This window comes from Streptomyces sp. NPDC002911, assembly GCF_053591835.1.
In genome coordinates this window covers 223,986-246,553 of sequence record NZ_JBSFUO010000008.1, presented here as the reverse complement: position 1 = coordinate 246,553, position 22,568 = coordinate 223,986, and the positions used below count along the sequence as shown (strand labels likewise).

Here is a 22,568-nt window from a genome sequence, read left to right as displayed (position 1 = left end):
CGCCCCTCCCCGGCTACCGGGGCCTGGTCCCGATGACGACGGTGGCGTACAGCTCCTCGGAGACGACCACACGCGCGACGAGCCCACTGCTCCCCACCGCCTCCTCGGCACGCGCGGCCTGCCGTTCGCTCGTCTCGACCAGCAGGCTGCCACCCGGGGCCAGCCAGTCGGTGGCCTCGGCGACGACGCGCCGCATCACGTCGAGCCCGTCGCCGCCTCCGTCGAGCGCGACGCGCGGCTCGTACACGCGCGCCTCGGCGGGCAGCAGCTCGATGTCTTCGGTCGGTACGTACGGCACATTGGCGAGCAGGACGTCGACCCGCCCGCGCAACGAACGGGGCAGGGGCGCGAAGAGGTCACCCTCGTAGACCGTACCGAGTGCGCCCACGTTGCGCCGGGCACAGCGCACAGCGGTGGGTTCGATGTCGGCGGCGTGGAGTTCGACGCCGTCCAGCGACGAGGCAAGCGCCGTACCCAGCGCCCCGGAACCGCAGCAGAGGTCGACCACGACCGCCGGGGCCGGTGCGAGTGCCGCAGCCTGCGCGACGAGGAATTCGGTACGCCGCCGGGGAACGAACACCCCGGGGCTCACGGAGATCCGCAGTCCGCAGAACTCGGCCCGGCCGAGCACGTGCTCGAGCGGCAGACCGGCTACCCGGCGTTCCAGCATGACGGCGAGTCCGGCGGGGTCGGCCGCCGCCGCGGAGAGGAGGAGTTCCGCCTCGTCCTCGGCGAAGACACAGCCGGCGGCACGGAGCGTGGTGACGAGAGAGGAGAGGGTGAGCGATGGGGCGAATTCCTGCACGGGGCGGAGCCTTTCGGGTGAACCGATGGGCGCTCCGCGGTCGCTCAGGCCCGGTGGGCCACGCGACGGCGAGGGGTGAGCGCCCAGCCTGCTGAAGCGGTAATGGGTCTCACCTCCTGGGTCGGTCCCGGTCTCGGGACGCGTCACATTACCGGAAGCCTCCAACTCCCTCCGGCCGGCACGCGTCATGGGAGAGGATCTTCGAGCGGCCGCACCGATGCCCTGTGGCCACTCCTCACGGCGTTTGGAGACTTGGATCCCGGCATCAGGACAGCCGGCAGACAGGCGACGCGCCACATACGACAGATGTCCCGCGCTGCCCGGGGCCCCCGGATCCCGGAGAGGCCCGAAGCAGCTGTGAGGCGGCTCGTTCACCGCGTCGGCCGTCCTCCCGGCGCGCTCGGCCTCGTGCTCGATGGCGGAAGGTGACTCAGCCGCGTCGCGCGGCCCCGTCCGGCCAGACCACGTCCACCGGCATGCCGGCTCGTCGGGCCTCCGCGACCAGGTCGGCCGTCCCGCCGCCGTTCCCCGACGGCGGCGTACCGTCCCACACGGCGACGAGCCGGTCCGCACGCTTCAACAGCTCCCCGTTGGCCGCCTCGTACGCGGCACGGTCGGCGGTCTCGTACGGGAGGGTCTGCACCTCGACGGCCGTTTCCTGCAGGTGGTCGAAGACCGGGCCGTCCTCCGGCTTCACCACCTCGCTCCGGTAGTCCAGGGACGGGATGACGACGACGAGGCGGCCCCCCATCGCGGAGACCTCCTCCGCGAAGAGCGAGTCGGCTCCGGCAGCGATGCACGAGACCCCCGTGAGGTCCTCGCTGTACGGCGCCAGCAGTTCACGCAGCGCGGCCCGCAGGAGCGGAACGCTCTTCTCGGTCAGGTCGATGTGCCCGGTCACGGCCAGCGTCGTCATGCGCCGTCCTCCTCGGCTCGTCGGTGGGGCGTGGGCCGCCCTCGGTGTACGGATACCGCTGCCCCGGTACGAACCCTCGCACGCCCGGGGTCGAGCGGCGGAGCCGACCGGCCGTACGGGCATCTTCCGTTCGTCCGTCGCTCACCTTGGCCCGCTTCACTCTGTCCGACCGAGAGTGTACGTTCGTACATACTCAGCCCGGGTGACGTCCGCCCCTCCCCGTACTCGTGAAAGTCACACACCTGATGGACCTGGCCACCCGTCGCCGCCGAGCGGCATTGTTCCTCTTCTTCCTCGTGCCCGGCTTGTCGATCTCCTCCTGGGTGACGCGGACGCCTGACATCAGGGACCAACTGGGCGCTTCCACCGCACAGATGGGGCTCGTCCTGTTCGGGCTGTCCGTCGGCTCCATGCTCGGCATCCTCAGCTCCGGGGCACTGGTGGCCCGGTTCGGCACCCGGCCGGTCATGGGCGTGGGCACCGTCCTGGTCATCCTCGGCCTGGCGGTCATCGGCTGCGGGGCCATGCTGTCCTGCGCCCCGGCCGTCACCGCCGGGCTGTTCCTCTCCGGCGCGGGAATGGGAGGCGCAGAGGTCGCGGTCAACATCGACGGCGCGGAGGTCGAGCAGATCACCGGCCGGATGGTTCTGCCCACCCTGCACGGCTTCTTCAGCCTGGGCACCGTCGTGGGCGCCGGAGTCGGCATCCTGTGCACCGCCGTGGAGTTCCCGGTGGCGTGGCATCTGGCCGCCGTGGCCGTCGTCGCGGCCGGGATGTTCGTGTACGCCTTCCGTGCCATCCCCTCCGCGGTCGGCAGAACCAAGGGGACCCGGCCGACGGACGGCGGCACCGCGCCGGCCCGTGCCGCGGTCCGGAAGGACAGGCGCCTGCTGCTGATCGGCGGCATCATCCTCGCCATGGCCCTGGCCGAGGGCGCCGCCAACGACTGGCTGCCGCTGCTCATGGTCGACGGCCACGGCGTGGACCCTGCCCTGGGATCGGCTGTCTACGCGGGCTTCGCCGCAGCCATGACGATCGGCCGCTTCTGCGGCGGCTTCTTCATCGACCGCTTCGGCCGCGCCCCCGTCGTCCGGGCCAGCGCGATCTCCGCCGCCCTTGGACTCACCCTCGTCATCTTCGCCGACTCCCCGGTCCTCGCCGGCGCCGCAGTGCTCTTCTGGGGCCTGGGCGCCTCCCTCGGCTTCCCCGTCGCCCTTTCCGCTGCCGGCGACTCCGGCCCGGACTCGGCTGCCCGCGTCAGCCTGGTGGCGATGATCGGCTACATCGCCTTCCTCGTCGGTCCCCCTGGCCTGGGCTTCCTGGGCGACCACTACGGCCTGCGCTCGGCCATGATCGTGGTCCTGGCCTTCGTCGCCGTAGCGATCTTCCTGGCCCCGGCCATCGGCGGCCGCCGCACGGGGGTTCACAGTGCTGCGACTCCCGCGCCCGATGCGGCAAAGGACATCCCGCAGACCTCCCAGGGCGACTGAGACGGCTCCGGGCTCCGACGACGTACGGAAGCGCCGGCCCCGACCCCGCCTCCGAGGGGACGCGGGTGAGTCAGAGGGAGACTCTTCGGACCGGGTGGCCGCAGAGTTTCGTCATGTCGTCGCCGTTGGACGTCAGCGGCGCGGCCGGCCTCGGTCTTCGGGTCGGCCACCGATCGGGTGACGGGCCGTGCAGCGTGACGAGCGAGGCCCCCGGGCTGTTGATCGAGATGCCTGACGTCTCCATCACGTTGCTCGGGGGCCTCGTGGATCGCGCCCGTCCTGGCCTGACGGCCCACAGACGGCCCAGGACTGATCACAACTGCGGGCGGGTCGCCTCTGATGGGCCGGGCGACCCGCCCGCTTAGTGCTGCATAAGCCCCTGACCTGCGCCTACAGCACCGGCAGCAGGTTCTTCAGCTCGAAGGCCGTGACCTCGCTGCGGTACTCCTCCCACTCCTGCTTCTTGTTGCGCAGGAAGAAGTCGAAGACGTGCTCGCCGAGCGTCTCCGCCACCAGCTCGCTCTTCTCCATCAGCGAGATCGCCTCGCCCAGATTCTGCGGCAGCGGCTCGATGCCCATCGCGCGGCGTTCCGAGTCGGAGAGGGCCCAGACGTCGTCGTCGGCGCCGGCCGGGAGCTCGTAGCCCTCCTCGATGCCCTTGAGGCCCGCGGCGAGCAGCACCGCGTACGTCAGGTAGGGGTTGGCGCCGGAGTCGATGGAGCGGACCTCGACGCGGGCCGAGCCGGTCTTGCCGGGCTTGTACATCGGGACGCGGATCAGCGCGGATCGGTTGTTGTGGCCCCAGCAGATGTACGAGGGGGCCTCGCCGCCGGCGCCCGCGGAGCGGCTGGAGCCGCCCCAGATGCGCTTGTACGAGTTGACCCACTGGTTCGTGACGGCCGAGATCTCCGCTGCGTGCTTGAGCAGGCCCGCGATGAAGGAGCGGCCCACCTTCGACAGCTGGTACTCGGCGCCCGACTCGTAGAAGGCGTTGCGGTCGCCCTCGAAAAGGGAGAGGTGGGTGTGCATGCCCGAGCCCGGGTACTCCGAGAACGGCTTCGGCATGAAGGTGGCCTGCACGCCCTGTTCCAGCGCGACCTGCTTCATGACCAGGCGGAAGGTCATGATGTTGTCGGCGGTGGACAGCGCGTCGGCGTAGCGGAGGTCGATCTCCTGCTGGCCGGGGGCGCCCTCGTGGTGGCTGAACTCGACGGAGATGCCCATCGATTCGAGCATGGTGATCGCCTGGCGGCGGAAGTCCATGCCGACGTTCTGCGGGGTGTGGTCGAAGTAGCCGGAGCTGTCGGCCGGGGTGGGGCGGCTGCCGTCGACCGGCTTGTTCTTCAGCAGGAAGAACTCGATCTCCGGGTGGGTGTAGAAGGTGAAGCCGAGGTCGGAGGTCTTCGCGAGGATGCGCTTGAGCACGAAGCGCGGGTCCGCGAAGGAGGGCGAGCCGTCCGGCATCAGGATGTCGCAGAACATCCGCGCCGTGCCCGGGGCCTCCGCGCGCCACGGAAGGATCTGGAACGTGCCGGGGTCCGGCTTGGCGATCATGTCCGATTCGTATACACGGGCGAAGCCCTCGATCGCGGAGCCGTCGAAACCGATGCCCTCGTCAAAGGCCTGTTCGAGCTCGGCCGGGGCCACAGCGACGGACTTGAGGTAACCGAGAACATCGGTGAACCACAGCCGTACGAAGCGGATGTCGCGCTCCTCAAGGGTCCTGAGGACGAATTCCTGCTGCTTGTCCATAGCCACATCCTTGCAGTTCAGACGGTCCGTGCATCACCGCCCGGGGTAGGGGAGACACCTCAGTATCACGACCCGGGATTTCACCCAGATTACGCACGTGGTGTGAGAGAGAGCACGCGGCCACCCACTACGCTCGGGCCCCATGGTGTGCAAGGGCGCGGCCGCTCGGCCACGGCCCTCCGCGCCCAGGTGTTCCGCTCGTTCCCGTCCCTCCCGACCCCTTGGCAGAAGGACCCGACGTCATGAGCTTCGACCGCAGGACCCGCACAGAACCGATGCGCGATGCAGACCGGGCGCGCGACCGCCGCAACCGGGTCGTCGCCATAGGTCTGAGCGTCGTCGTGGTCGCCGGCCTGGTGGGTTTCGGCTCGTACATGCTCCTGGAGAAGTCCGAGGCGATGGAGAGGACCGAGGACAGCCAGGCGCAGGACTCGAAGCAGACCGAGCAGGAGAGGAAGAGGCTCGCCGCCGAGCCGATCGCGGACGAGAAGACGTGGGACGCGAAGCTGCTGCCCCGCAAGCACGTCACGACCGACGTGACGTACCCCACGCGGCCTCCCGTCGGCGGGAACCACAATCCGGCGTGGCTGAACTGCGACGGCGTCGTATACGAAAAGGCCGTGCCGGACGTCAACGCCGTGCACTCCCTGGAGCACGGCGCGGTCTGGGTGACGTACAACAGCGAGGCGTCCGGCTCCGATGTCGAAGCGCTCTCGTCACGGGTCAGGAACACCTCGTACTCCCTGATGTCCCCGTACGAGGGCCAGGCCGGGGCGATCATGCTGAGCGCCTGGGGCAAGCAGGTCACCGTGCACGGTGCGGACGACCCGCGGGTGGCCCGGTTCTTCGCGCGGTACGTCCAGGGCGCGCAGACACCCGAGCCGGGCGCGCCCTGCACCGGCGGGGTCGCCGGGTGAGCCCCGTGCTCACCCGGCGTACACGGTGGGTGACGGGCTCCGCCGTGGCCCTGGCCCTGCTGTTCGCCGGTGCGGCGACGGTCGCCGCCGCGCGCGACGAGGGGGCCGCGTCCGGCACCCGCGCGCCTTCGGCCGAGTCGGCGGACGCGGGCTTCGCGCGGGACATGGCCGTCCACCACCAGCAGGCCGTGGAGATGTCGTTCCTCGTGCGGGACGCGACCGAGGACGAGGACGTACGGCGGCTCGCGTACGACATCGCCAACACGCAGGCCAACCAGCGGGGCATGCTGCTCGGCTGGCTGGATCTGTGGGAACTGCCGAAGACGGCGCCCGAAGGGCAGGGCCCGATGGCGTGGATGGCGGACGCCCACAGCGGCCACGCGATGCACGGCACGGAGGGCAAGGAGGGCAAGGATCACGACGGGGCCCTCATGCCCGGCATGGCGACCAGGACCGAGCTGGAACGGCTGGGTGAGGCCGACGGCAAGGAGGCCGAGATCCTCTTCCTGCAGCTGATGACCGACCACCACGAGGGCGGCGTCGCGATGGCACGCGGCTGCGCGGAGCAGTGCACCGTGCCCGTGGAGAAGCGCCTGGCCATGGGCATGGTCGCGGCCCAGCAGTCCGAGCTGGACCTGATGGCGGACATGCTCGCGGCACGGGGGGTCACGCCCCGTACCTGAGCGCCGGACCGCCCCGGCGTACGCCCGAACGGGTGACAGCACTCGCGTGCGCCGGGCGGGCCACCGACGATGGAAGGACTCGGGGCCGTACAGCAGTGTGCACCGGCACGCAGGAGGCAACCTTATGACCACGGCCAAGGACATCATGCACACCGGGGCCCACTGGGTCCCCGCCCACGAAACGCTCGACCGCGCCGCTCAGATGATGCGGGACCACAAGGTGGGGGCGCTCCCCGTCTCCGCCCACGGTGAGCAGGACCGGATGGTCGGGATCATCACCGACCGCGACATCGTGCTCAAGTGCGTGGCGGAGGGGCAGGATCCGTCGAGGGTGACGGCGGGCGAGCTCTGCGACGGCACTCCGCGCTGGATCGAGTCGACGGCTGATGTCGACGCGGTGCTGGAGGAGATGCAGAGCCACCGGATCCGCCGGCTCCCGGTCGTCGAGGACAAGAAGCTGATCGGCATGATCAGCGAGGCCGATCTGGCACTGCACCTCTCGGACGAGCAGGTCGCCGGCTGGGCCGAGAAGGTCTACTCGCGCGCCTGACCCGCCAAGGGCGTGCCCCCGCGCAGTCGCCGGGGCACGTCCCTCGACTCCGCCCGGGGGCGGTCCACCGCTTCCGGACGGAAGCGCGCCAGGACATCGCGTCAGTCAGACGATTAGACTGGCCGGGTGCCTCAACTACGTCTCGCACTCAATCAGATCGACGCGACGGTCGGTGACCTGGCCGGCAACTCCGACTCGATCGTCCATTGGACCCGGCACGCCGCGGAGCAGGGTGCCCACCTGGTGGCGTTCCCGGAGATGGCGCTGACCGGGTATCCCGTCGAGGACCTGGCCCTGCGCTCGTCCTTCGTCGAGGCCTCGCGGACCACGCTGCGCGCGCTCGCCGCCCGCCTCGCCGACGAGGGCTTCGGGGAGCTACCGGTCGTCGTCGGTCATCTCGACCGCTCCGAGCATGCCGCGGCACGTTACGGACAGCCCGCGGGATCCCCGCGTAACGCGGCCGCGGTACTGCACCGCGGGCAGGTCGCGCTGAACTTCGCCAAGCACCACCTGCCCAACTACGGCGTCTTCGACGAGTTCCGGTACTTCGTGCCGGGCGACTCGATGCCCGTCGTGCGGGTGCACGGCATCGATGTGGCGCTCGCGATCTGCGAGGACCTGTGGCAGGACGGCGGCCGCGTCCCGGCCGCACGAGCCGCGGGGGCCGGACTGCTGCTGTCGATCAACGCCTCCCCGTACGAGCGGGACAAGGACGACACCCGGCTGGAGCTGGTCCGCAAGCGCGCCCAGGAGGCCGGCTGCACGACCGCGTATCTGGCGATGATCGGCGGACAGGACGAGTTGGTCTTCGACGGGGACTCGATCGTGGTCGACAAGGACGGCGAGGTCATCGCCCGCGCACCCCAGTTCGCCGAGGGCAGCGTGATCCTCGACCTGGACCTGCCGGCCGCCGCGGCCGAGGCGCCGTCCGGGATCGTCAACGACGGGCTGCGGATCGACCACGTAGTCCTGAGCGAGGCCCCGCTCCCCGCCTACGAGCCGGAGTACGCCGGAGGGTACGCGGAGCGGCTCGACGACGACGAGGAGCTGTACTCGGCGCTGGTCGTGGGCCTGCGCGCGTACGCCGCGAAGAACGGATTCACGAGCGTCCTGATCGGGCTCTCCGGCGGCATCGACTCGGCACTCGTCGCGGCGATCGCCTGCGACGCGCTGGGGGCTCAGCACGTGTACGGCATCTCGATGCCGTCGAAGTACTCCTCGGACCACTCCAAGGACGACGCGGCCGAGCTGGCCCGGCGTACGGGGCTGAACTTCCGCACCGTACCGATCGAGCCGATGTTCGACGCGTACGTGGGGTCGCTGGAACTCACCGGGCTGGCCGAGGAGAACCTCCAGTCGCGGCTGCGCGGCACGATGCTGATGGCCGTCTCCAACCAGGAGGGCCAGATCGTGCTGGCGCCGGGCAACAAGTCCGAGCTGGCGGTGGGCTATTCCACGCTCTACGGGGACTCCGTCGGCGCGTACGGGCCGATCAAGGACGTGTACAAGACCTCGGTCTTCCGCCTCGCGAAGTGGCGCAACCGCGCCGCCGAGGAGCGGGGTCAGACCCCGCCCGTCCCGGAGGCGTCCATCACCAAGCCTCCGAGCGCCGAACTGCGCCCGGGCCAGGTGGACACGGACTCACTGCCGGACTACGACGTGCTGGACCGCATCCTGGAGCTGTACGTCGACCGGGACCAGGGCCGGGACGCGATCGTGGCGGCCGGGTTCGACGAAGCCCTGGTGACGAGGACGCTGCGGATGGTGGACACGGCGGAGTACAAGCGGCGGCAGTACCCGCCGGGCACGAAGATCTCGCCGAAGGGCTTCGGCAAGGACCGCAGGCTGCCGATCACGAACCACTGGCGCGAGTTGAGCTGACGCGGGACACCGGGAGCCGGTCCGCGACCACGGTCGCGGACCGGCTCTGTCCTGGGCAGGCGTGCCGGTGGCGCCGCCGAGGACCGGTACGGGCGGCTTCACCGCGCAGAGGCGTACCGGGTCGGCGACGGTGTGGGGCGTCAGCCGGTACCGCGTCCGTCAGTGCACGTCGACCTTCCGCTCGTCGCGGACCGCCACCCCGGACGCCACGATGCGGGAGGTACCCGGCGTCCGGTCCAGCACACCCGCCGTGACCGCCACGGCGAGTCCGGCCGCGGCCAGCACCGCACCGACCAGGGCCGGGGACGTCCAGCCCCAGCCTGCCGTGATGGCGACCCCGCCGAGCCAGGCCCCACCCGCGTTGGCGAGGTTGAAGGCGGAGTGGTTGGAGGCGGACGCGAGCGTGGGGGCGTCCTTCGCCTTGTTCATCACGAGCATCTGCAGCGGCGTGGTCGTCATGAAGCCGACGCCGCCGAGCAGCACCACCATGACCAGCGCCGCCCACTGCACATGCACCGTGAAGGGGAAGACGACGAGGACGACTGCCAGGGCCGCCAGCGCGCCGTAGAGGGTGGGACGCAGCGCCCGGTCGGTCAGCGGTCCCGCCGCCAGCGCGCCGAGGGTCATCCCGATGCCGAAGAGCGCGAGGACGAGCGTCACCGAGGACTCGCCGAAGCCCATCGCCTCGGTCGTCATGGACGAGAGGTAGGAGTAGACGGCGAAGACACCCGCGAAGCCGAGGACGGCGGTGAGCAGGCCGAGGACGACCTGCCGGTTGCCGAGCGCGCTCAGTTCACGGCGTACGCCCTGGTGCGCCGCGACGGGAATCTGCGGTACGAGGCGGGCGAGCGCGGCCATCGCGACCAGACCGATCACCGCGACCACCATGAACGTGGCGCGCCAGCCGAGGTGTTGCCCCAGCAGCGTGGCCGCGGGGACGCCGACGATGTTGGCCACGGTCAGACCGAGGAACATCGTGGCGACGGCACGGGCCTGGCGCCCGTCCGGCACGAGGCGCGCGGCGACGACCGCGCCGACCCCGAAGAAGGCCCCGTGCGGGAGCCCGGCCAGGAAGCGGCCGGCCATCAGCCAGCCGAAGTCGGGGGCGAAGGCGGAAGCGAGGTTGCCGACGGTGAACACGGCCATCAGCAGCAGGAGCATCCGCTTGCGCGGGATCCTGGAGCCGAGACCGGTGAGCAGCGGGGCACCGAGGACGACGCCGATCGCGTACGCCGAGACGAGGTAACCGGCGGTGGGTACGGACGTTCCCAGATCGTCCGCGACGTTGGGCAGCAGCCCCATCATCACGAACTCGGTGGTGCCGATGCCGAAGGCGCTCACAGCGAGGGCGAGCAGGGCCAGGGGCATGGAAAAGACCTTTCGGGCAGGGGGCCGCCCGGGACCCTGGAGGGGCCGGGCGACAGCGAGGTATGTGCGGGAGCGTCGGCTTCGTTGCCGGGACGGGTTATGTACCCCGTCGGAACAAAGTCTCTCAGACGTTTTATGCCCGGACGTGAACATGCCGTTGCGGCGGGGTGTGATGTGGACGTCACTCGGTGAACCCGCCCGCCTCCGCGGCGCGGGGCTTTCCAGCCGCGCCTGAGAAGGCCGAGAGCGCCCCCGCCCCCGTGAGAGCCAGGCACATCAGCAGGGCGCTCACCCAGACCGGCGCGCGGAAGCCGAAGCCTGCGCCGAGGACCAGGCCGCCCAGCCAGGGGCCGGCCGCGGCGCCCACGTTGAAGGCAGCCGTGGCGAAGGAGCCCGCCATCGTGGGGGCGTCCGGAGCCAGGTGGAAGACCCGGGTGATCAGTGTCGTACCCGTACCGAAGGCGAGTGCCCCCTGGAGCAGGACGAGTACGAGGGCCGCAACCGGGTGGGCGGCGGTCAGGGCCAGTGCGGCCCAGCCGACGGCCAGCGCGGTCATGCCCAGCCCGATGATCGCGTCCGGGCGGGCGTCGGCCAGGCGTCCGGCCAGGGCGACGCCCGCGAACGAGCCGACGCCGAACAGCGCGAGCACCACGGGCACCCAGCCCGCGCCGAAGCCGGTGACCCGGGTGACCAGCGGTTCCAGGTAGGAGAACGTACAGAAGGTCGCCCCCTGCACGAGCGCCATGACCAGGAGCGTCAGCAGCAGCCGGGGCCGGGCCAGTGCACGCAGCTCACTTTTCGCGCTCACCTGCGGCGCGTCGTCGGGCCGGCCGCCCGGCACGGCCACCAGCAACGCGACCGCGGCCGGTACGGAGACGAGGGCCACGGCCCAGAACGCCGAGCGCCAGCCGTACAGCTCACCGAGCGCCGCACCCGCCGGAACGCCCACCACACACGCGACGGTGACCCCGCCGACGACCACGGCGGTGGCCCGCGCCCGCTGGTGCGGGCCTACCAAGGCCAGCGCGGTGACCAGCGCCACCGCCCAGAAACCGGCATTGGCCAGTGCCCCCACGACCCGGGTGGCGAGCAGCACCCCGTAACTGGAGGTCAGGGCGCCGACGACATGGACGGCGACGAAGACGCCGAGGAAGAACAGCAGCGCCCGGCGCCGGGGCCAAGTGCGGCCGGCCAGAGCGGTGAGCGGCGCACCGACCACCATCCCGACCGCGAAGGCCGAGGTCAGCAGCCCGGCGGCACCCAGTGAGACGTGCAGGTCACCGGCGATGCCCGAGAGCAGGCCGGACAGCATGAATTCCGATGTGCCCTGGGCGAAGACCGCGAGTCCGAGCACGTAGACAGCGAATGGCATGAGGAAGAGCCCCTTGTACGGAACCGTCGGAGGAACGAGCGGCGTGCAGGGGGATGCGGGCCGCGCCCGTCGTCACGCGCGGGAGCGCGAGGACGGCGACGCGGTGGAATGTCCGGTGTACGCACGGGACATGAGAGTCGGCCCACACCGCCACGGAAGATCCGGCGGTGGTCGACGGTGTGACGGGGGGAGCCGGGTGACCGCTGGGTCAGGGGCGTTCGGCGTCAGGGACCGGCCACCGGCGAACCGGCGGCCTGAGTCTGTCGGACTCGGGGCTGGACATGGGTGGGAGCGTACCAAGTGCCGGAGCGGCGGCGCTCACCACTGCACGCGGGCCGCGATCGGGAGGTGGTCGCTGTCCGTGGCGGGGAGGGTCCAGGAGGCGAGGGGCTCGACGCCTCGCACCATGATCTGGTCGATCCGCGCCATCGGGAGGGACGCCGGCCAGCTGAAGCCGAAGCCGTCGCCCGCCGCGCCCTGGGTGGAACGCATCTGGGCGGTGACCGCGTTCAGCGAGCGGTCGTTCATCGTGCCGTTCAGGTCTCCGAGCAGGACCACCCGCGCCAGCGTTTCGTCGGCGATGGCCTCGCCCAGCGCGTCCGCGCTGTCGTCCCGCTGGTTGGCGGTGAAGCCCGCGTTCAGCTTGACCCGTACGGAGGGGAGGTGGGCGACGTACACCTTGACCGGGCCCTCGGGGGTCGTGACCGTGGCGCGCATCGCACGGGTCCAGCCCAGTTTGATGTCGACCGGCGTGGAGTCCGTCACCGGGTACTTGCTCCACAGTCCGACGGTGCCCTGGACGGAGTGGTGCGGATAGCGGTCGGCGAGCGCGTCCTCGTACGCCTCCACCTTGCCGCTCGGAAGCTCCTGCAGGGCCACGATGTCCGCGCCGGAACCGGCGACCTGCTGGGCGGTGCCGGCCGGGTCGGGGTTGCCCGCGTTGACGTTGTGCGTGGCGACGGTGAGGTTGCCGCCGGTGCCCGACTTGTCGGCGAACAGCAGGCCGCCGAAGAGGTTGAGCCACACAGCGAAGGGCAGGACGAGGGCGATCAGCGCCGTCGCGGAGCGCCGGACCAGGCCGAGGAGCAGCAGCACCGGCACGAAAAGACCGAACCAGGGCAGGAACGTCTCGATGAGGCTGCCCGTGTTGCCGATGGCGTTGGGGATGTCCGAGTGGAAGACCATCACGACGGTCAGGAGGACCGAGCAGAGCGCCAGGAGGATGCCCCGCCGCCAGATGCCCCGGTCGGAGGCCAGCCTGTGACGCAGGGCCCGGAATCGGGAGTCCGGCCGCGGACCCGCGTCGGTGGTCTCGGTGTCCGTCCTGTACGCCTGCACCATTGCGCTCGTCCTCACTGGCTTGCCCTGCACATCACCGCGCCTCCCGACCCTAGGCGATGGGTGACGCCGTTCCTGCCGCCGACGGCGGCCGTACTGCCATAGGGACGACCGATACGGTGCGGCGGGTTCCGGCCGGGGCCGCGGACGTGCGGGTTGTGACACAACGATCACACGGGTGCGGCCGTCGGTTCCGCGGCTGTGACCTGCGCATCCAGTGAGAGCGGCGCGAGGCCCTGGAGGAACATCCGGATGATGCGCACGGCGATGTCCTCCGGCAGCGGCGCGTCGGGGGGCGGTGGACGACGGTGCAGGCCGTCCAGGGTCTCCCCCGTCGCCAGCGGCTCCACGACGGCGTCCAGGATCGCCCGCTCCACGGCCGCGTTGCGGGGGCGGACGCGGCACGGTTCCTGGCCCTGGCCGGGCGGGTCCGCCGTCCTGTCCTCACCGGCTGCCGCGCACCGTTCACCGGGTGCGGTGGGCCCACTTCCCGGGACCGGTTCCGGGATGCAACCATGGGAGGGATCCGGGGACGCCGTCAGGGTGCCTCGAGATGACGAAGGAGCCGTTGGCCATGTCGCTTCAGGCTGCGCAGAATTCCGCCACACCCCCCGCGGGTCCCACTCCCGGTGCCGGTAAGGCCCTGTACGGAGGGAAGAGCACCCGCCGCATCAGCGTCCACGACATCGCCGCCGCCAGTGAGCGGGGCGAGAAGTGGCCCATGCTCACCGCATACGACGCGATGACCGCGTCCGTCTTCGACGAGGCCGGAATCCCGGTCATGCTCGTCGGCGACTCCATGGGCAACTGTCACCTCGGCTACGAGACCACCGTGCCCGTCACCATGGACGAGATGGCCATCCTCTCGGCCGCCGTCGTGCGGGGCACCAAGCGCGCCCTCATCGTGGCCGACCTGCCCTTCGGGGCGTACCAGGAGGGCCCGGTCCAGGCACTGCGCAACGCCACCCGGCTGATCAAGGACGCCGGCGTCGGCGCGGTCAAGCTGGAGGGCGGCGAGCGCTCCCACGAGCAGATCCGGCTGCTGGTCGAGGCCGGGATCCCCGTCATGGGCCACATCGGCCTGACCCCACAGTCCGTCAACGCCATGGGCTACCGGGTGCAGGGTCGTGGCGAGGAAGCCGCCCAGCAGCTGCTGCGCGACGCGAAGGCGGTGCAGGACGCGGGCGCGTTCGCCGTCGTCCTGGAGCTCGTCCCGGCCGAACTGGCCGCCGAGGTCACCCGCATGCTGCACATCCCGACCGTCGGCATCGGCGCAGGGCCCGACACGGACGCCCAGGTGCTGGTCTACACCGACATGGTCGGGCTGACCGGCGGCAAGGTGCCGCGCTTCACCAAGCAGTACGCGAACATGCGTCAGGTGCTCGCCGACGCCGCCAAGGAGTACGCCGAAGAGGTCGTCGGCGGCACGTTCCCGGCGGCGGAGCACACCTTCCACTGACACCCATCCGACCACTGCCGCACCACCGACAGCCCGCCGACTTCCCCCATCGGCGGGCTGTCGCCCGTTTCCGGGACGGTTGGAACCGCCCGTCGCCCGGCTGTCGGTCCGCTGTCGGCGACATGTCGGTGACTTGTCGGTGAGCGCTGGTCCGATGGGTTCCATGACGCGAAACGACAAGAACCTCAGGGGCGGCAGAAACGCCGTCGAGGTGCGGGGGCTGGTCAAGCACTACGGCTCGACCAAGGCGCTCGACGGCGTGGACCTCGATGTGCGCGAGGGCACCGTCCTCGGCGTACTCGGTCCAAACGGCGCCGGAAAGACCACCCTCGTACGCTGTTTGTCCACCCTGATCGTGCCGGACGCGGGACATGCCCTCGTCGCCGGCTACGACGTGGTGAAGCAGCCCCGGCAGCTCCGCCGCACCATAGGCCTGACCGGGCAGTACGCCTCGGTGGACGAGAAGCTGTCCGGCTGGGAGAACCTCTACATGATCGGGCGGCTGCTCGACCTGTCCAGGAAGACCGCGCGCTCACGTGCCGACGAGCTGCTGGAGCGCTTCTCGCTCACGGAGGCGGCCAACCGGCCCGCGATGGACTACTCCGGCGGTATGCGCCGGCGGCTCGACCTGGCCGCATCCATGATCGGCAGCCCGGCCGTGCTCTACCTGGACGAGCCGACCACGGGACTCGACCCCCGTACCCGCAACGAGGTCTGGGAAGAGGTGAGGCGCATGGTCGCGGAGGGGGCGACCGTGCTGCTCACCACCCAGTACATGGAAGAGGCCGAACAGCTCGCGAGTGAGCTCACCGTCATCGACCAGGGGAAGATCATCGCCCGGGGCGGCGTCGACGAGCTCAAGGCCAAGGTCGGCGGCCGCACCCTGCAGATCCGGCCGTCGGACCCGGGGCAGCTCGCCGACATGGCGCAGGCCCTCAGGGAGGCCGGACTCGACGGGGTCGCGGGCGCACAGGCCGTCCCCGACGAGGGACTGCTGTACGTACCGATCCTCAGCGACGAGCAGCTGACCGCCGTCATCGGGCTGCTCGGCACCCGGGGCTTCCCGCTCGCCCATGTGGCAACCGCGCTGCCCAGCCTGGACGAGGTGTTCCTCGCCATCACCGGTGACAAGGCCACCGCCACCGACACGAGCCCCCAGAAGGTCGCGACATGAGCACGACGACTCTGACGCCCACCCCCACCGACGCGGCCTCGGCCGCCCCGGCCGGGAAGCTCCACGACGAGGGCCGGATCGGGCTGCGGAACAACCTGCGCCACATCGGGGCGCTGGTGCGGCGCAATCTGCTGCAGATCAAGAAGGATCCGGAGTCGATGTTCGACGCGCTCCTGATGCCGGTCGTCTTCGTGCTGTTGTTCGTGTACGTCTTCGGCGGCTCCATCGGCGGCTCCATGGGCGGCGGACGACAGGAGTACCTGAACTACCTGATCCCCGGCCTGATGGCGATGATGGGCATGAACATCGCCATGGCTGTCGGAAGCGGTGTCAACGACGACTTCCGCAAGGGGGTCATGGACCGGTTCCGCACGATGCCGATCGCCCGCTCCTCGGTGCTCATCGCCAAGATCGTGGTCGAGCTCGGCCGCATGATGGTCGCCACGCTGATCCTGCTCGCCATGGGCTTCGCGCTCGGCATGGAACTCCAGGGCTCGGTGCTCGGACTCATCGGAGCGATCGCCCTGGCGGCCGCGTTCGGCACCGCCATCATGTGGATCTTCATCCTGCTCGGACTGAGCATGAAGACGGCCCAGTCGGTCCAGGGGATGGGGATGATCGTGATGATGCCGCTCCAGTTCGGCTCCTCCATCCTCGTCCCGACCCGGACGATGCCCGGCTGGCTTCAGACGTTCACCGACTACAACCCGCTGTCCAACCTGGCCGACGCCGCCCGTGGGCTGATGATGGCCGGCCCGCTCGGCCACTCGGTCTGGTTGACGCTCGGCTGGACCGTGCTCATCACCGCGGTGATGGCTCCGCTCGCGGTGTCCAGGTTCCGCAAGAAGACCTGACTCCTACTCGTCCAGGTACGCGTGCACCAGGGCGGTGGCATCCTCCACGGTGAGGCCGCCGCCCTCGGCGTACGCCGTCTCGTACGCCTCGGCGTCCGCCAGGCAGGCGCGGGCGGTCTCCTCGGCGCGGGCCCGGTCCCGGCGCTCCGTCGCCGTGGGGACGTATCTCTCCGGGAGCAGCGCCGCGTGCAGGCCGAGCAGCCGTGCCGCGTCCGCGCCGCGCCGCTCGCCACCGGGCCCTGCCAGCGCCCATGCGACGGCGACCAGGTGGATGGCGGTCATATGGGGCGCCACCATCACCACCATGGTGTCCCGGGACCGCTCCAGTGCACGGACGGCCCGGGGCAGAGCGGCGTCGTAGAGCCCCTCCAGATTGTCCAGCCAGGCCTGGAAGCCCAGGATGAACCCCTCGAAGAACGGCACGTTCTCGGACGCGAACACCTCGCGCAGTACGTCCAGGTGCTCACGTGCCTCAGCGATACGGCCGGTCCTTCCCAGCCAGAGCGCGAGGTACAGCCGGGCCCAGGGCCTGGCCTCGGAGCCGGGCCGGCCACTGTCGGCGAGCACTTCGCGCAGGATGCGCTCCCCCTCCTCCTCGCGGCCCGTGTCGCAGAGCGCGCAGGCGTATCTGGCACGCAGCACCGCCACCTGGGCGTGGGCTCCGAGCTGTTCGGCGTAGGCGACGCCGGCCCGGAAGTCCTCGGCGGCGGCCGCGCTGTCACCGTTGCGTTCGTTGGCCTCGCCCCTGCAGGCGAGCGCCTCCGCGGCGCCCCAGGCGTCCCCCAGGCGCATGAAGATGTCCAGGCTCTCGTCGGCGTCACGCCCGGCCTCGCCCGCCCAGTCGGGACGGTTCGCCAGCGCGTTGGCCCGCATCTGGAGGGCGGCCGCGAGCTCCCACTCGTCACCGAGCTCCCGGCAGGTGCGCACCGTCCCGTCCAGGAGCGCACGGAACTGGGTGTGGTCCCCGGTGAACAGGACGGCGAACATCCACATCGACCCCGGTATGCGACAGGTCTGCGGCTGGCCCGGACGGTAGGTCCGGGCGATCGCCCGCAGGCGTTCCAGGCCGGCGCCCGCGGTCCACTCGTCGGTCTCGTGGTCCAGGTTGGCCAGCTGCACCAGCCGCGCCCCACGCCGGGCCTCCTGGAGCTGCTCCGGCTCCATCGGCGGCGGGCGGTCGGTGCAGCGTTCGGCCAATGAGGGCGCGGGCTCTCCGGGTTCGGCGAACGGATCGGGGCCGAGGGAGGCGACCGCGTCCGCCCAGAGGCGCGCCTCGCTCCGCAGATCACGCATCTGCCAGTACCAGAAGAGGCAGTGGACGAGGCAGAGCGCCTCGTGCTCGTCCTGCGCGGCGACGGCGCGCCGCAGCGCGGTGCGCACGTTCTCGTACTCACGCTGGAACAGCGCGAGCGCGGCCCGCTGTCCCGCGCCGCGGAGCTCGGGGTCGGTCGCGCGGACGAGCTCCCGGTAGTGGACGAGGTGGTGGCGTTCGGCGGCAGCCCGCTCCCCCGACGCGTCGAGGCGTTCCGCGGCGTACTCGGCGACGGTCTCCAGGAGCCGGTAGCGCATGTCTCCGTCGTCGCCGGGGGCGGCCACGACCAGGGACTTGTCGACCAGGGAGCCGAGGACGAACGCCACGTCGCGGGCGTCGCCGGAATCCGCTCCCGGCAGGGAGCAGACTTCCTCCGCGGCGGTGATGTCGCAGCCCCCGGCGAACACGGACAGCCGTCGCAGCACGACGCGTTCGCCGTCGTCGAGGAGGTCCCACGACCAGTCGACGACCGCGCGCAGGGTCTGCTGGCGCGGCAGTACGGTGCGGCTGCCGCTGGCCAGCAGGCGGAAGCGGTCGTCGAGACGGTCGGCGATCTGGCGTGGGCCGAGCATCCGCAGCCGGGCCGCTGCCAGTTCCACAGCGAGCGGGAGCCCGTCGAGGCGGTGGCAGATCTCGGCGCAGGCCGCCGCCGTCTCAGGGTCGGCGTCGGTCCGGAAGCCGGGTCTGGCGGCGGCGCCGCGGTCGGCGAGCAGGCGCAGGGCCATGGGGTCGGGCAACGGGCCCACAGGGCGCACCAGTTCGCCGGGGACGCCGAGGGGCTCGCGGCTCGTCGCCAGGACGGTGAGGCCGGGGCAGCGGGCGAGGAGGTGGTCGGCGAGCCGGGCCGCCGCCCCGATCACATGCTCGCAGTTGTCGAGCAACAGGAGCATCTTCCGCTGGGAGCAGTGCTCGGTGAGGTGGGCGGTCGCGCTCCCCGCCCCGGTCCCGGAGCCCCGCTCGACGGCGCGGAGACTTTCGGCACCGGCGCCCCGCAGCACGGTCTCGCGGGCGCCGAGGGCGCTGAGTACGGCCTCGGGGACCGCCTCCGGATCGTCGACCGGGGCGAGTTCCGCCAGCCACACGCCGTCCGGCCAGGAGGCGGCGACCGTCTCGGCGGCCTCCTGGGACAGCCTGGTCTTGCCCGCGCCGCCGGGGCCCAGGAGGGTGATCAGCCGGGCCCGGGTCAGGTCCTCGCGCAGGTCCGCGATGTCCGACTCACGTCCTACGAAGCTCGTGAGCCTGGCCCGCAGATTGCCCGGCCGTACGGACAGGGGCGCGGGTACGGCGGCCGGGGCGGGCGGGTCCTGGTGCAGCAGCCCTTCGTAGAGGGTGCGCAGTGCGGGGCCCGGGTCGGTTCCGAGCCGGTCGGCGAGCAGGGTGCGCACCTCGTCGTACGCCGCGAGCGCCTGCGCGGTGCGTCCGGCGTCCCGCAGCGCCCGGATCCGGAGGGCCTGCAGGGTTTCGTCCAGTGGGTGGTCGGCGCAGAGACCGGCCAGTTCGGGCAGGGCGTCATCGGCGCGGCCCCGCGCGAGAACGGCCTCGGCCCTGGTCCTGCGGACGTCCAGGCGCCTGGCCTCCCAGCGGGCCGCCGCCACGGCGCGGTCCGGCAGATCGACGAGGGCGGGCCCGCGCCACAGGGCGAGCGCGTCGTCGAGGACCGTGGCGGCCTTCGCCGCGTCACCCTCCCGGAGCGCCCGGGCGCCCTCGCCGGCGAGCCGCTCGAAGCGGTGCAGGTCCACGGCGTCCGGGCCGGCGGCGAGGCGGTAGCCGTTCGCGGCCGATTCGACCGCGTCCCGGCCCAGCGCGCGCCGGAGCCGGCCCACCAGTGCCTGCAGGGCGCCAGGGGCGTCGGCGGGCGGGTCACCGTCCCACACCTCGTCTACGAGCACCCCGGCCGGAACCGTACGCCCCGGACTCAGGGCGAGCACGGTGAGCAGGGCGCGCAGCCGTGCCCCGCCGAGGGGGACGGGTGTGCCGTCGGCGCGGAGGGCGCGGGTGGTACCGAGGATGCCGTAATGCACGCGCCCATTGTCCGTGACGGCTCCTCCCTCCGGGGAACTGCCACCCGTCGGTGGGACGTTCTCGCCGTGTCACCCGTACTGTCGGGGGCTCCAGCCGCCGTCAAGCCCTCAGGAGTGCCACCGATGACCACCGCGTTCCGCCGCCCCAGCGACCGACGGGTCAGCCCGATCTTCGTCGGAATCGCCTCCGTCATGGCCGTCTCGGGCTGGGCGGTGTGGACGGACTTCGCCGAGCAGACCGGCTTCGCGGTCTTCCTCTTCGTCACCGCGGCCTGGATCGTCTCACTCTGCCTGCACGAGTACGCGCACGCGCGCACCGCCCTGCACAGCGGCGACATCTCGATCGGGGCGAAGGGCTACCTGACCCTGAATCCGCTCAAGTACACCCATGCCCTGCTGAGCATCGTGCTGCCCGTGCTGTTCGTGATCATGGGGGGCATCGGTCTGCCGGGCGGGGCGGTCTACATCGAGCGGGGCCGCATAAGCGGGCGCTGGAAGCACAGCCTGATCTCGGCGGCCGGTCCCCTGACGAACGTACTGTTCGCCGTCGTCTGTACGGCGCCGTTCTGGCTGGGTGCCCTGGACGGCGTTCCGCCGTCCTTCCGGCTCGCGCTGGCGTTCCTGGCACTGCTGCAGGTGACGGCGGCGATCCTGAACTTCCTGCCGGTCCCGGGGCTCGACGGCTACGGCGTGATCGAGCCGTGGCTCTCGTACAAGGTCCGGCGTCAGCTGGAGCCGTTCGCGCCCTTCGGGCTGATCGCGGTCTTCGCACTCCTGTGGATCCCCGAGCTGAACGGGGTCTTCTTCGACGGGGTGGACGCGCTGTTGCGGGGCCTGGGCGTCAGCGAGGTCGAGACGTACTGCGGTCTCGACACCTACCGCTTCTGGCAGGAGTGGTTCGGCGACCAGGATCCGGGCTGCGCGACGATCCGCTAGCGCGCGGCGGCTTCGGCGCGGGACTCCATCTTGTGCTTGCGCACGTAGAACCACGCCATGTTCGAGGAGAGGCCGGCCAGCAGCACCCAGACGACGCCCAGCAGAACGCTGCCCTGGACGAAGGAAACCACGGCTGCGGCGACGGCGAGGGCGCAGACGATGCTGGCGTAGAGAGCGAGGCGGGGCATGAGGGCTGGTGCTCCTGTCCGGGGATGGCGCGCGGTCCCGTCCAGTGTCCCTCATGCCCGATTCGGCTCCGGTCACGGGCTCACACGTCGGTGGTCCGCAGCCCCGCGTGCGCCTTGTAGCGGCGGTTGACCGAGATCAGGTTCGCCACCAGTGACTCGACCTGGTGCGCGTTGCGCAGCCGGCCGGCGAAGATGCCGCGCATGCCTGGGATCCGGCTCGCGAGTGCCTGCACGGTGTCCGTGTCGGCGCGTGCCTCGCCCAGCACCAGCACATCGGTGTCGATCTCGTCGACCGCCTCGTCCTGGAGCAGCACCGCCGACAGGTGGTGGAAGGCGGCGGTGACCCGGGAGCCGGGCAGCAGGGCGGCGGCCTGCTCGGCGGCGCTGCCCTCCTCGGGCTTCAGGGCGTAGGCGCCCTTCTTGTCGAAGCCGAGCGGGTTGACGCAGTCGACGACGAGCTTTCCGGCGAGCTCCTCGCGCAGGGACTCGAGCGTCCTGGCGTGGCCGTCCCACGGCACGGCGATGATCACGACATCGCTGCGGCGAGCGCACTCCGCGTTGTCCGCGCCCTCGACGCCGTGACCCAGCTCGGCGGCGGCGGCCTCGGCGCGGTCGGCGGCGCGCGAGCCGATGACGACCTTCTGTCCGGCGCGGGCGAAGCGGTAGGCGAGGCCGCGGCCCTGGGGGCCGGTTCCGCCGAGTACGCCCACGGTCAGGCCGGACACGTCGGGGAGATCCCAGGGGTCCTTGGCGGGGGGCTTGGGGGCGCTTCCACTGTCATTCGTAGTCATGGCGCGACCCTACTGCCAGGTAGGGAGAGTGGACCCGCGCCCCGTCCGCTCTGCGGCGCGCGTCACGGACAGCGGGCGGGAACACTCCCGTTCGGGTGGATTACCACGATCGGGCAGTCACGGGAGCCGGGCCGGCGGCAGGATGCGGGGCCATGGATGCCGTACGTGTCGCCCTGCTGCGTGAAGTGCTCGCCGGGACGGAGTGGCCCGCGGCGGCCAGGGGTTTCGCCCGGACCCTGCGGTCGTCCGTCGTCCCGCGGGGTGGTGGGCTGCTGCTGGTGGGAACCGAGGTCTACGAGCCGTGGCACATGGCGGCGCACCTGGTGGACGAGTCCACGTGGTCGGGTCTGCCGCAGCTGCGGCCCACCCTCGTACGCCACCGGGTGGAGCCGGACGACCCGGTGCAGCTGGCCGTCGGCCTGGGCCGGATCGAGGCGGCCGGGCGCGGCGAGACACTGCTCGTGGTGGCGCCCGAGCCGCCCGAGTGCGGCCTGCTGGAGCGCGTGCACGACGCGCGCCGCGCGGGGGCCACGGTGCTCGCGCTGGACGGCGGCGACCCGGAGGTTCGGGGCCTCGCCCATGAGGCGCTCACGATCTCCGGCGACGCCGAGGTCGACCTGGACACGGTCCAGCACCTGGTCAGCGCGGCGGCGGGCGAGAACGGCGCCCCGTCCCCCCGGGGCCGCCGCACGTTCCGCGACCGCCTCTCCCGCCTGGCCGACCAGCTGACGGCCCCGCCCCCTGCCCGCTGGTGAGGCCCC

20 protein-coding genes are annotated in these 22,568 nt (G+C 71.4%); 10 read left to right on the top strand and 10 right to left on the bottom strand.

The annotated features are described in order from the left end of the window. Window positions 1-13: 13 nt before the first annotated feature. Window positions 14-805: a putative protein N(5)-glutamine methyltransferase gene (locus ACWD04_RS15750; protein WP_451132116.1), complete on the bottom strand. Its 792-nt coding sequence runs from the start codon at window positions 803-805 to the stop codon at window positions 14-16. Window positions 806-1,235: 430 nt separating this feature from the next. Further along, window positions 1,236-1,721, bottom strand: coding sequence for a hypothetical protein (locus ACWD04_RS15745; protein WP_451132114.1), 486 nt, complete (start codon window positions 1,719-1,721; stop codon window positions 1,236-1,238). Window positions 1,722-1,966: 245 nt separating this feature from the next. On the opposite strand from ACWD04_RS15745, the gene ACWD04_RS15740 reads away from it, so the two are divergent. Then, window positions 1,967-3,211: an MFS transporter gene (locus ACWD04_RS15740; RefSeq protein ID WP_451132270.1), complete on the top strand. Its 1,245-nt coding sequence runs from the start codon at window positions 1,967-1,969 to the stop codon at window positions 3,209-3,211. A 390-nt stretch (window positions 3,212-3,601) separates the two neighbouring features. Here the strand turns inward: ACWD04_RS15740 and glnA are convergent, their stop codons facing one another. Next, a complete protein-coding gene (gene glnA / locus ACWD04_RS15735; RefSeq protein ID WP_014156604.1) occupies window positions 3,602-4,963 on the bottom strand; it encodes a type I glutamate--ammonia ligase in 1,362 nt (453 codons plus the stop codon). A 242-nt stretch (window positions 4,964-5,205) separates the two neighbouring features. On the opposite strand from glnA, the gene ACWD04_RS15730 reads away from it, so the two are divergent. From ACWD04_RS15730 to ACWD04_RS15715, 4 genes are all read left to right on the top strand, one after another. Beyond that, window positions 5,206-5,880, top strand: a complete 675-nt coding sequence (locus ACWD04_RS15730; protein ID WP_451132112.1) for a DUF3105 domain-containing protein — start codon at window positions 5,206-5,208, stop codon at window positions 5,878-5,880. After that, a complete protein-coding gene (locus tag ACWD04_RS15725; protein ID WP_451132110.1) occupies window positions 5,877-6,563 on the top strand; it encodes a DUF305 domain-containing protein in 687 nt (228 codons plus the stop codon). The genes ACWD04_RS15730 and ACWD04_RS15725 overlap by 4 nt, the downstream gene beginning before the upstream one ends. Before the next feature lie 124 nt (window positions 6,564-6,687). Further along, window positions 6,688-7,113, top strand: coding sequence for a CBS domain-containing protein (locus ACWD04_RS15720; protein WP_451132108.1), 426 nt, complete (start codon window positions 6,688-6,690; stop codon window positions 7,111-7,113). Between the two features lie 126 nt (window positions 7,114-7,239). Further along, window positions 7,240-8,994: an NAD+ synthase gene (locus ACWD04_RS15715; protein WP_451132106.1), complete on the top strand. Its 1,755-nt coding sequence runs from the start codon at window positions 7,240-7,242 to the stop codon at window positions 8,992-8,994. A 159-nt stretch (window positions 8,995-9,153) separates the two neighbouring features. Here ACWD04_RS15715 and ACWD04_RS15710 read toward each other — a convergent pair whose 3' ends face one another. The 4 genes from ACWD04_RS15710 to ACWD04_RS15695 form a co-directional block, all read right to left on the bottom strand. Beyond that, window positions 9,154-10,362, bottom strand: a complete 1,209-nt coding sequence (locus ACWD04_RS15710; protein ID WP_451132104.1) for an MFS transporter — start codon at window positions 10,360-10,362, stop codon at window positions 9,154-9,156. Window positions 10,363-10,543: 181 nt separating this feature from the next. Further along, complete coding sequence (locus ACWD04_RS15705) at window positions 10,544-11,734, bottom strand: Cmx/CmrA family chloramphenicol efflux MFS transporter (protein WP_451132102.1); 1,191 nt, start codon at window positions 11,732-11,734, stop codon at window positions 10,544-10,546. A 318-nt stretch (window positions 11,735-12,052) separates the two neighbouring features. Beyond that, window positions 12,053-13,003, bottom strand: a complete 951-nt coding sequence (locus ACWD04_RS15700) for an endonuclease/exonuclease/phosphatase family protein (protein ID WP_451132268.1) — start codon at window positions 13,001-13,003, stop codon at window positions 12,053-12,055. Window positions 13,004-13,242: 239 nt separating this feature from the next. Then, window positions 13,243-13,449: a hypothetical protein gene (locus tag ACWD04_RS15695; RefSeq protein WP_451132100.1), complete on the bottom strand. Its 207-nt coding sequence runs from the start codon at window positions 13,447-13,449 to the stop codon at window positions 13,243-13,245. A gap of 197 nt (window positions 13,450-13,646) precedes the next feature. Between ACWD04_RS15695 and panB the strand changes: the two genes are divergently transcribed. The 3 genes from panB (at window position 13,647) to ACWD04_RS15680 (ending at window position 16,559) form a co-directional block, all read left to right on the top strand. Continuing rightward, a complete protein-coding gene (gene panB / locus ACWD04_RS15690; RefSeq protein WP_451132098.1) occupies window positions 13,647-14,531 on the top strand; it encodes a 3-methyl-2-oxobutanoate hydroxymethyltransferase in 885 nt (294 codons plus the stop codon). Window positions 14,532-14,685: 154 nt separating this feature from the next. Further along, the gene (locus ACWD04_RS15685) at window positions 14,686-15,705 is read left to right on the top strand and encodes an ATP-binding cassette domain-containing protein (RefSeq protein WP_451132096.1); all 1,020 of its coding nucleotides are present in this window, start codon (window positions 14,686-14,688) and stop codon (window positions 15,703-15,705) included. Beyond that, complete coding sequence (locus tag ACWD04_RS15680; RefSeq protein ID WP_451132094.1) at window positions 15,702-16,559, top strand: ABC transporter permease; 858 nt, start codon at window positions 15,702-15,704, stop codon at window positions 16,557-16,559. The genes ACWD04_RS15685 and ACWD04_RS15680 overlap by 4 nt, the downstream gene beginning before the upstream one ends. A gap of 3 nt (window positions 16,560-16,562) precedes the next feature. On the opposite strand, the gene ACWD04_RS15675 is transcribed toward ACWD04_RS15680, so the two are convergent. Then, a complete protein-coding gene (locus tag ACWD04_RS15675) occupies window positions 16,563-19,892 on the bottom strand; it encodes a BTAD domain-containing putative transcriptional regulator (RefSeq protein WP_451132092.1) in 3,330 nt (1,109 codons plus the stop codon). A 123-nt stretch (window positions 19,893-20,015) separates the two neighbouring features. Between ACWD04_RS15675 and ACWD04_RS15670 the strand changes: the two genes are divergently transcribed. After that, window positions 20,016-20,828, top strand: coding sequence for a site-2 protease family protein (locus ACWD04_RS15670; protein WP_451132090.1), 813 nt, complete (start codon window positions 20,016-20,018; stop codon window positions 20,826-20,828). Here the strand turns inward: ACWD04_RS15670 and ACWD04_RS15665 are convergent. Then, entirely contained in the window at window positions 20,825-21,016 is a 192-nt protein-coding gene (locus ACWD04_RS15665) for a hypothetical protein (RefSeq protein WP_451132088.1), read from the bottom strand. The two genes, ACWD04_RS15670 and ACWD04_RS15665, sit on opposite strands and share 4 nt — an antisense overlap. Before the next feature lie 80 nt (window positions 21,017-21,096). Then, window positions 21,097-21,807, bottom strand: coding sequence for an NADPH-dependent F420 reductase (npdG, locus tag ACWD04_RS15660; protein WP_451132086.1), 711 nt, complete (start codon window positions 21,805-21,807; stop codon window positions 21,097-21,099). 152 nt (window positions 21,808-21,959) lie between these two features. Between npdG and ACWD04_RS15655 the strand changes: the two genes are divergently transcribed. Beyond that, window positions 21,960-22,562 carry a hypothetical protein gene (locus tag ACWD04_RS15655; RefSeq protein ID WP_451132084.1) on the top strand — a complete coding sequence of 201 codons (603 nt, stop codon included), beginning with the start codon at window positions 21,960-21,962 and terminating at the stop codon, window positions 22,560-22,562. Window positions 22,563-22,568: the final 6 nt, after the last annotated feature.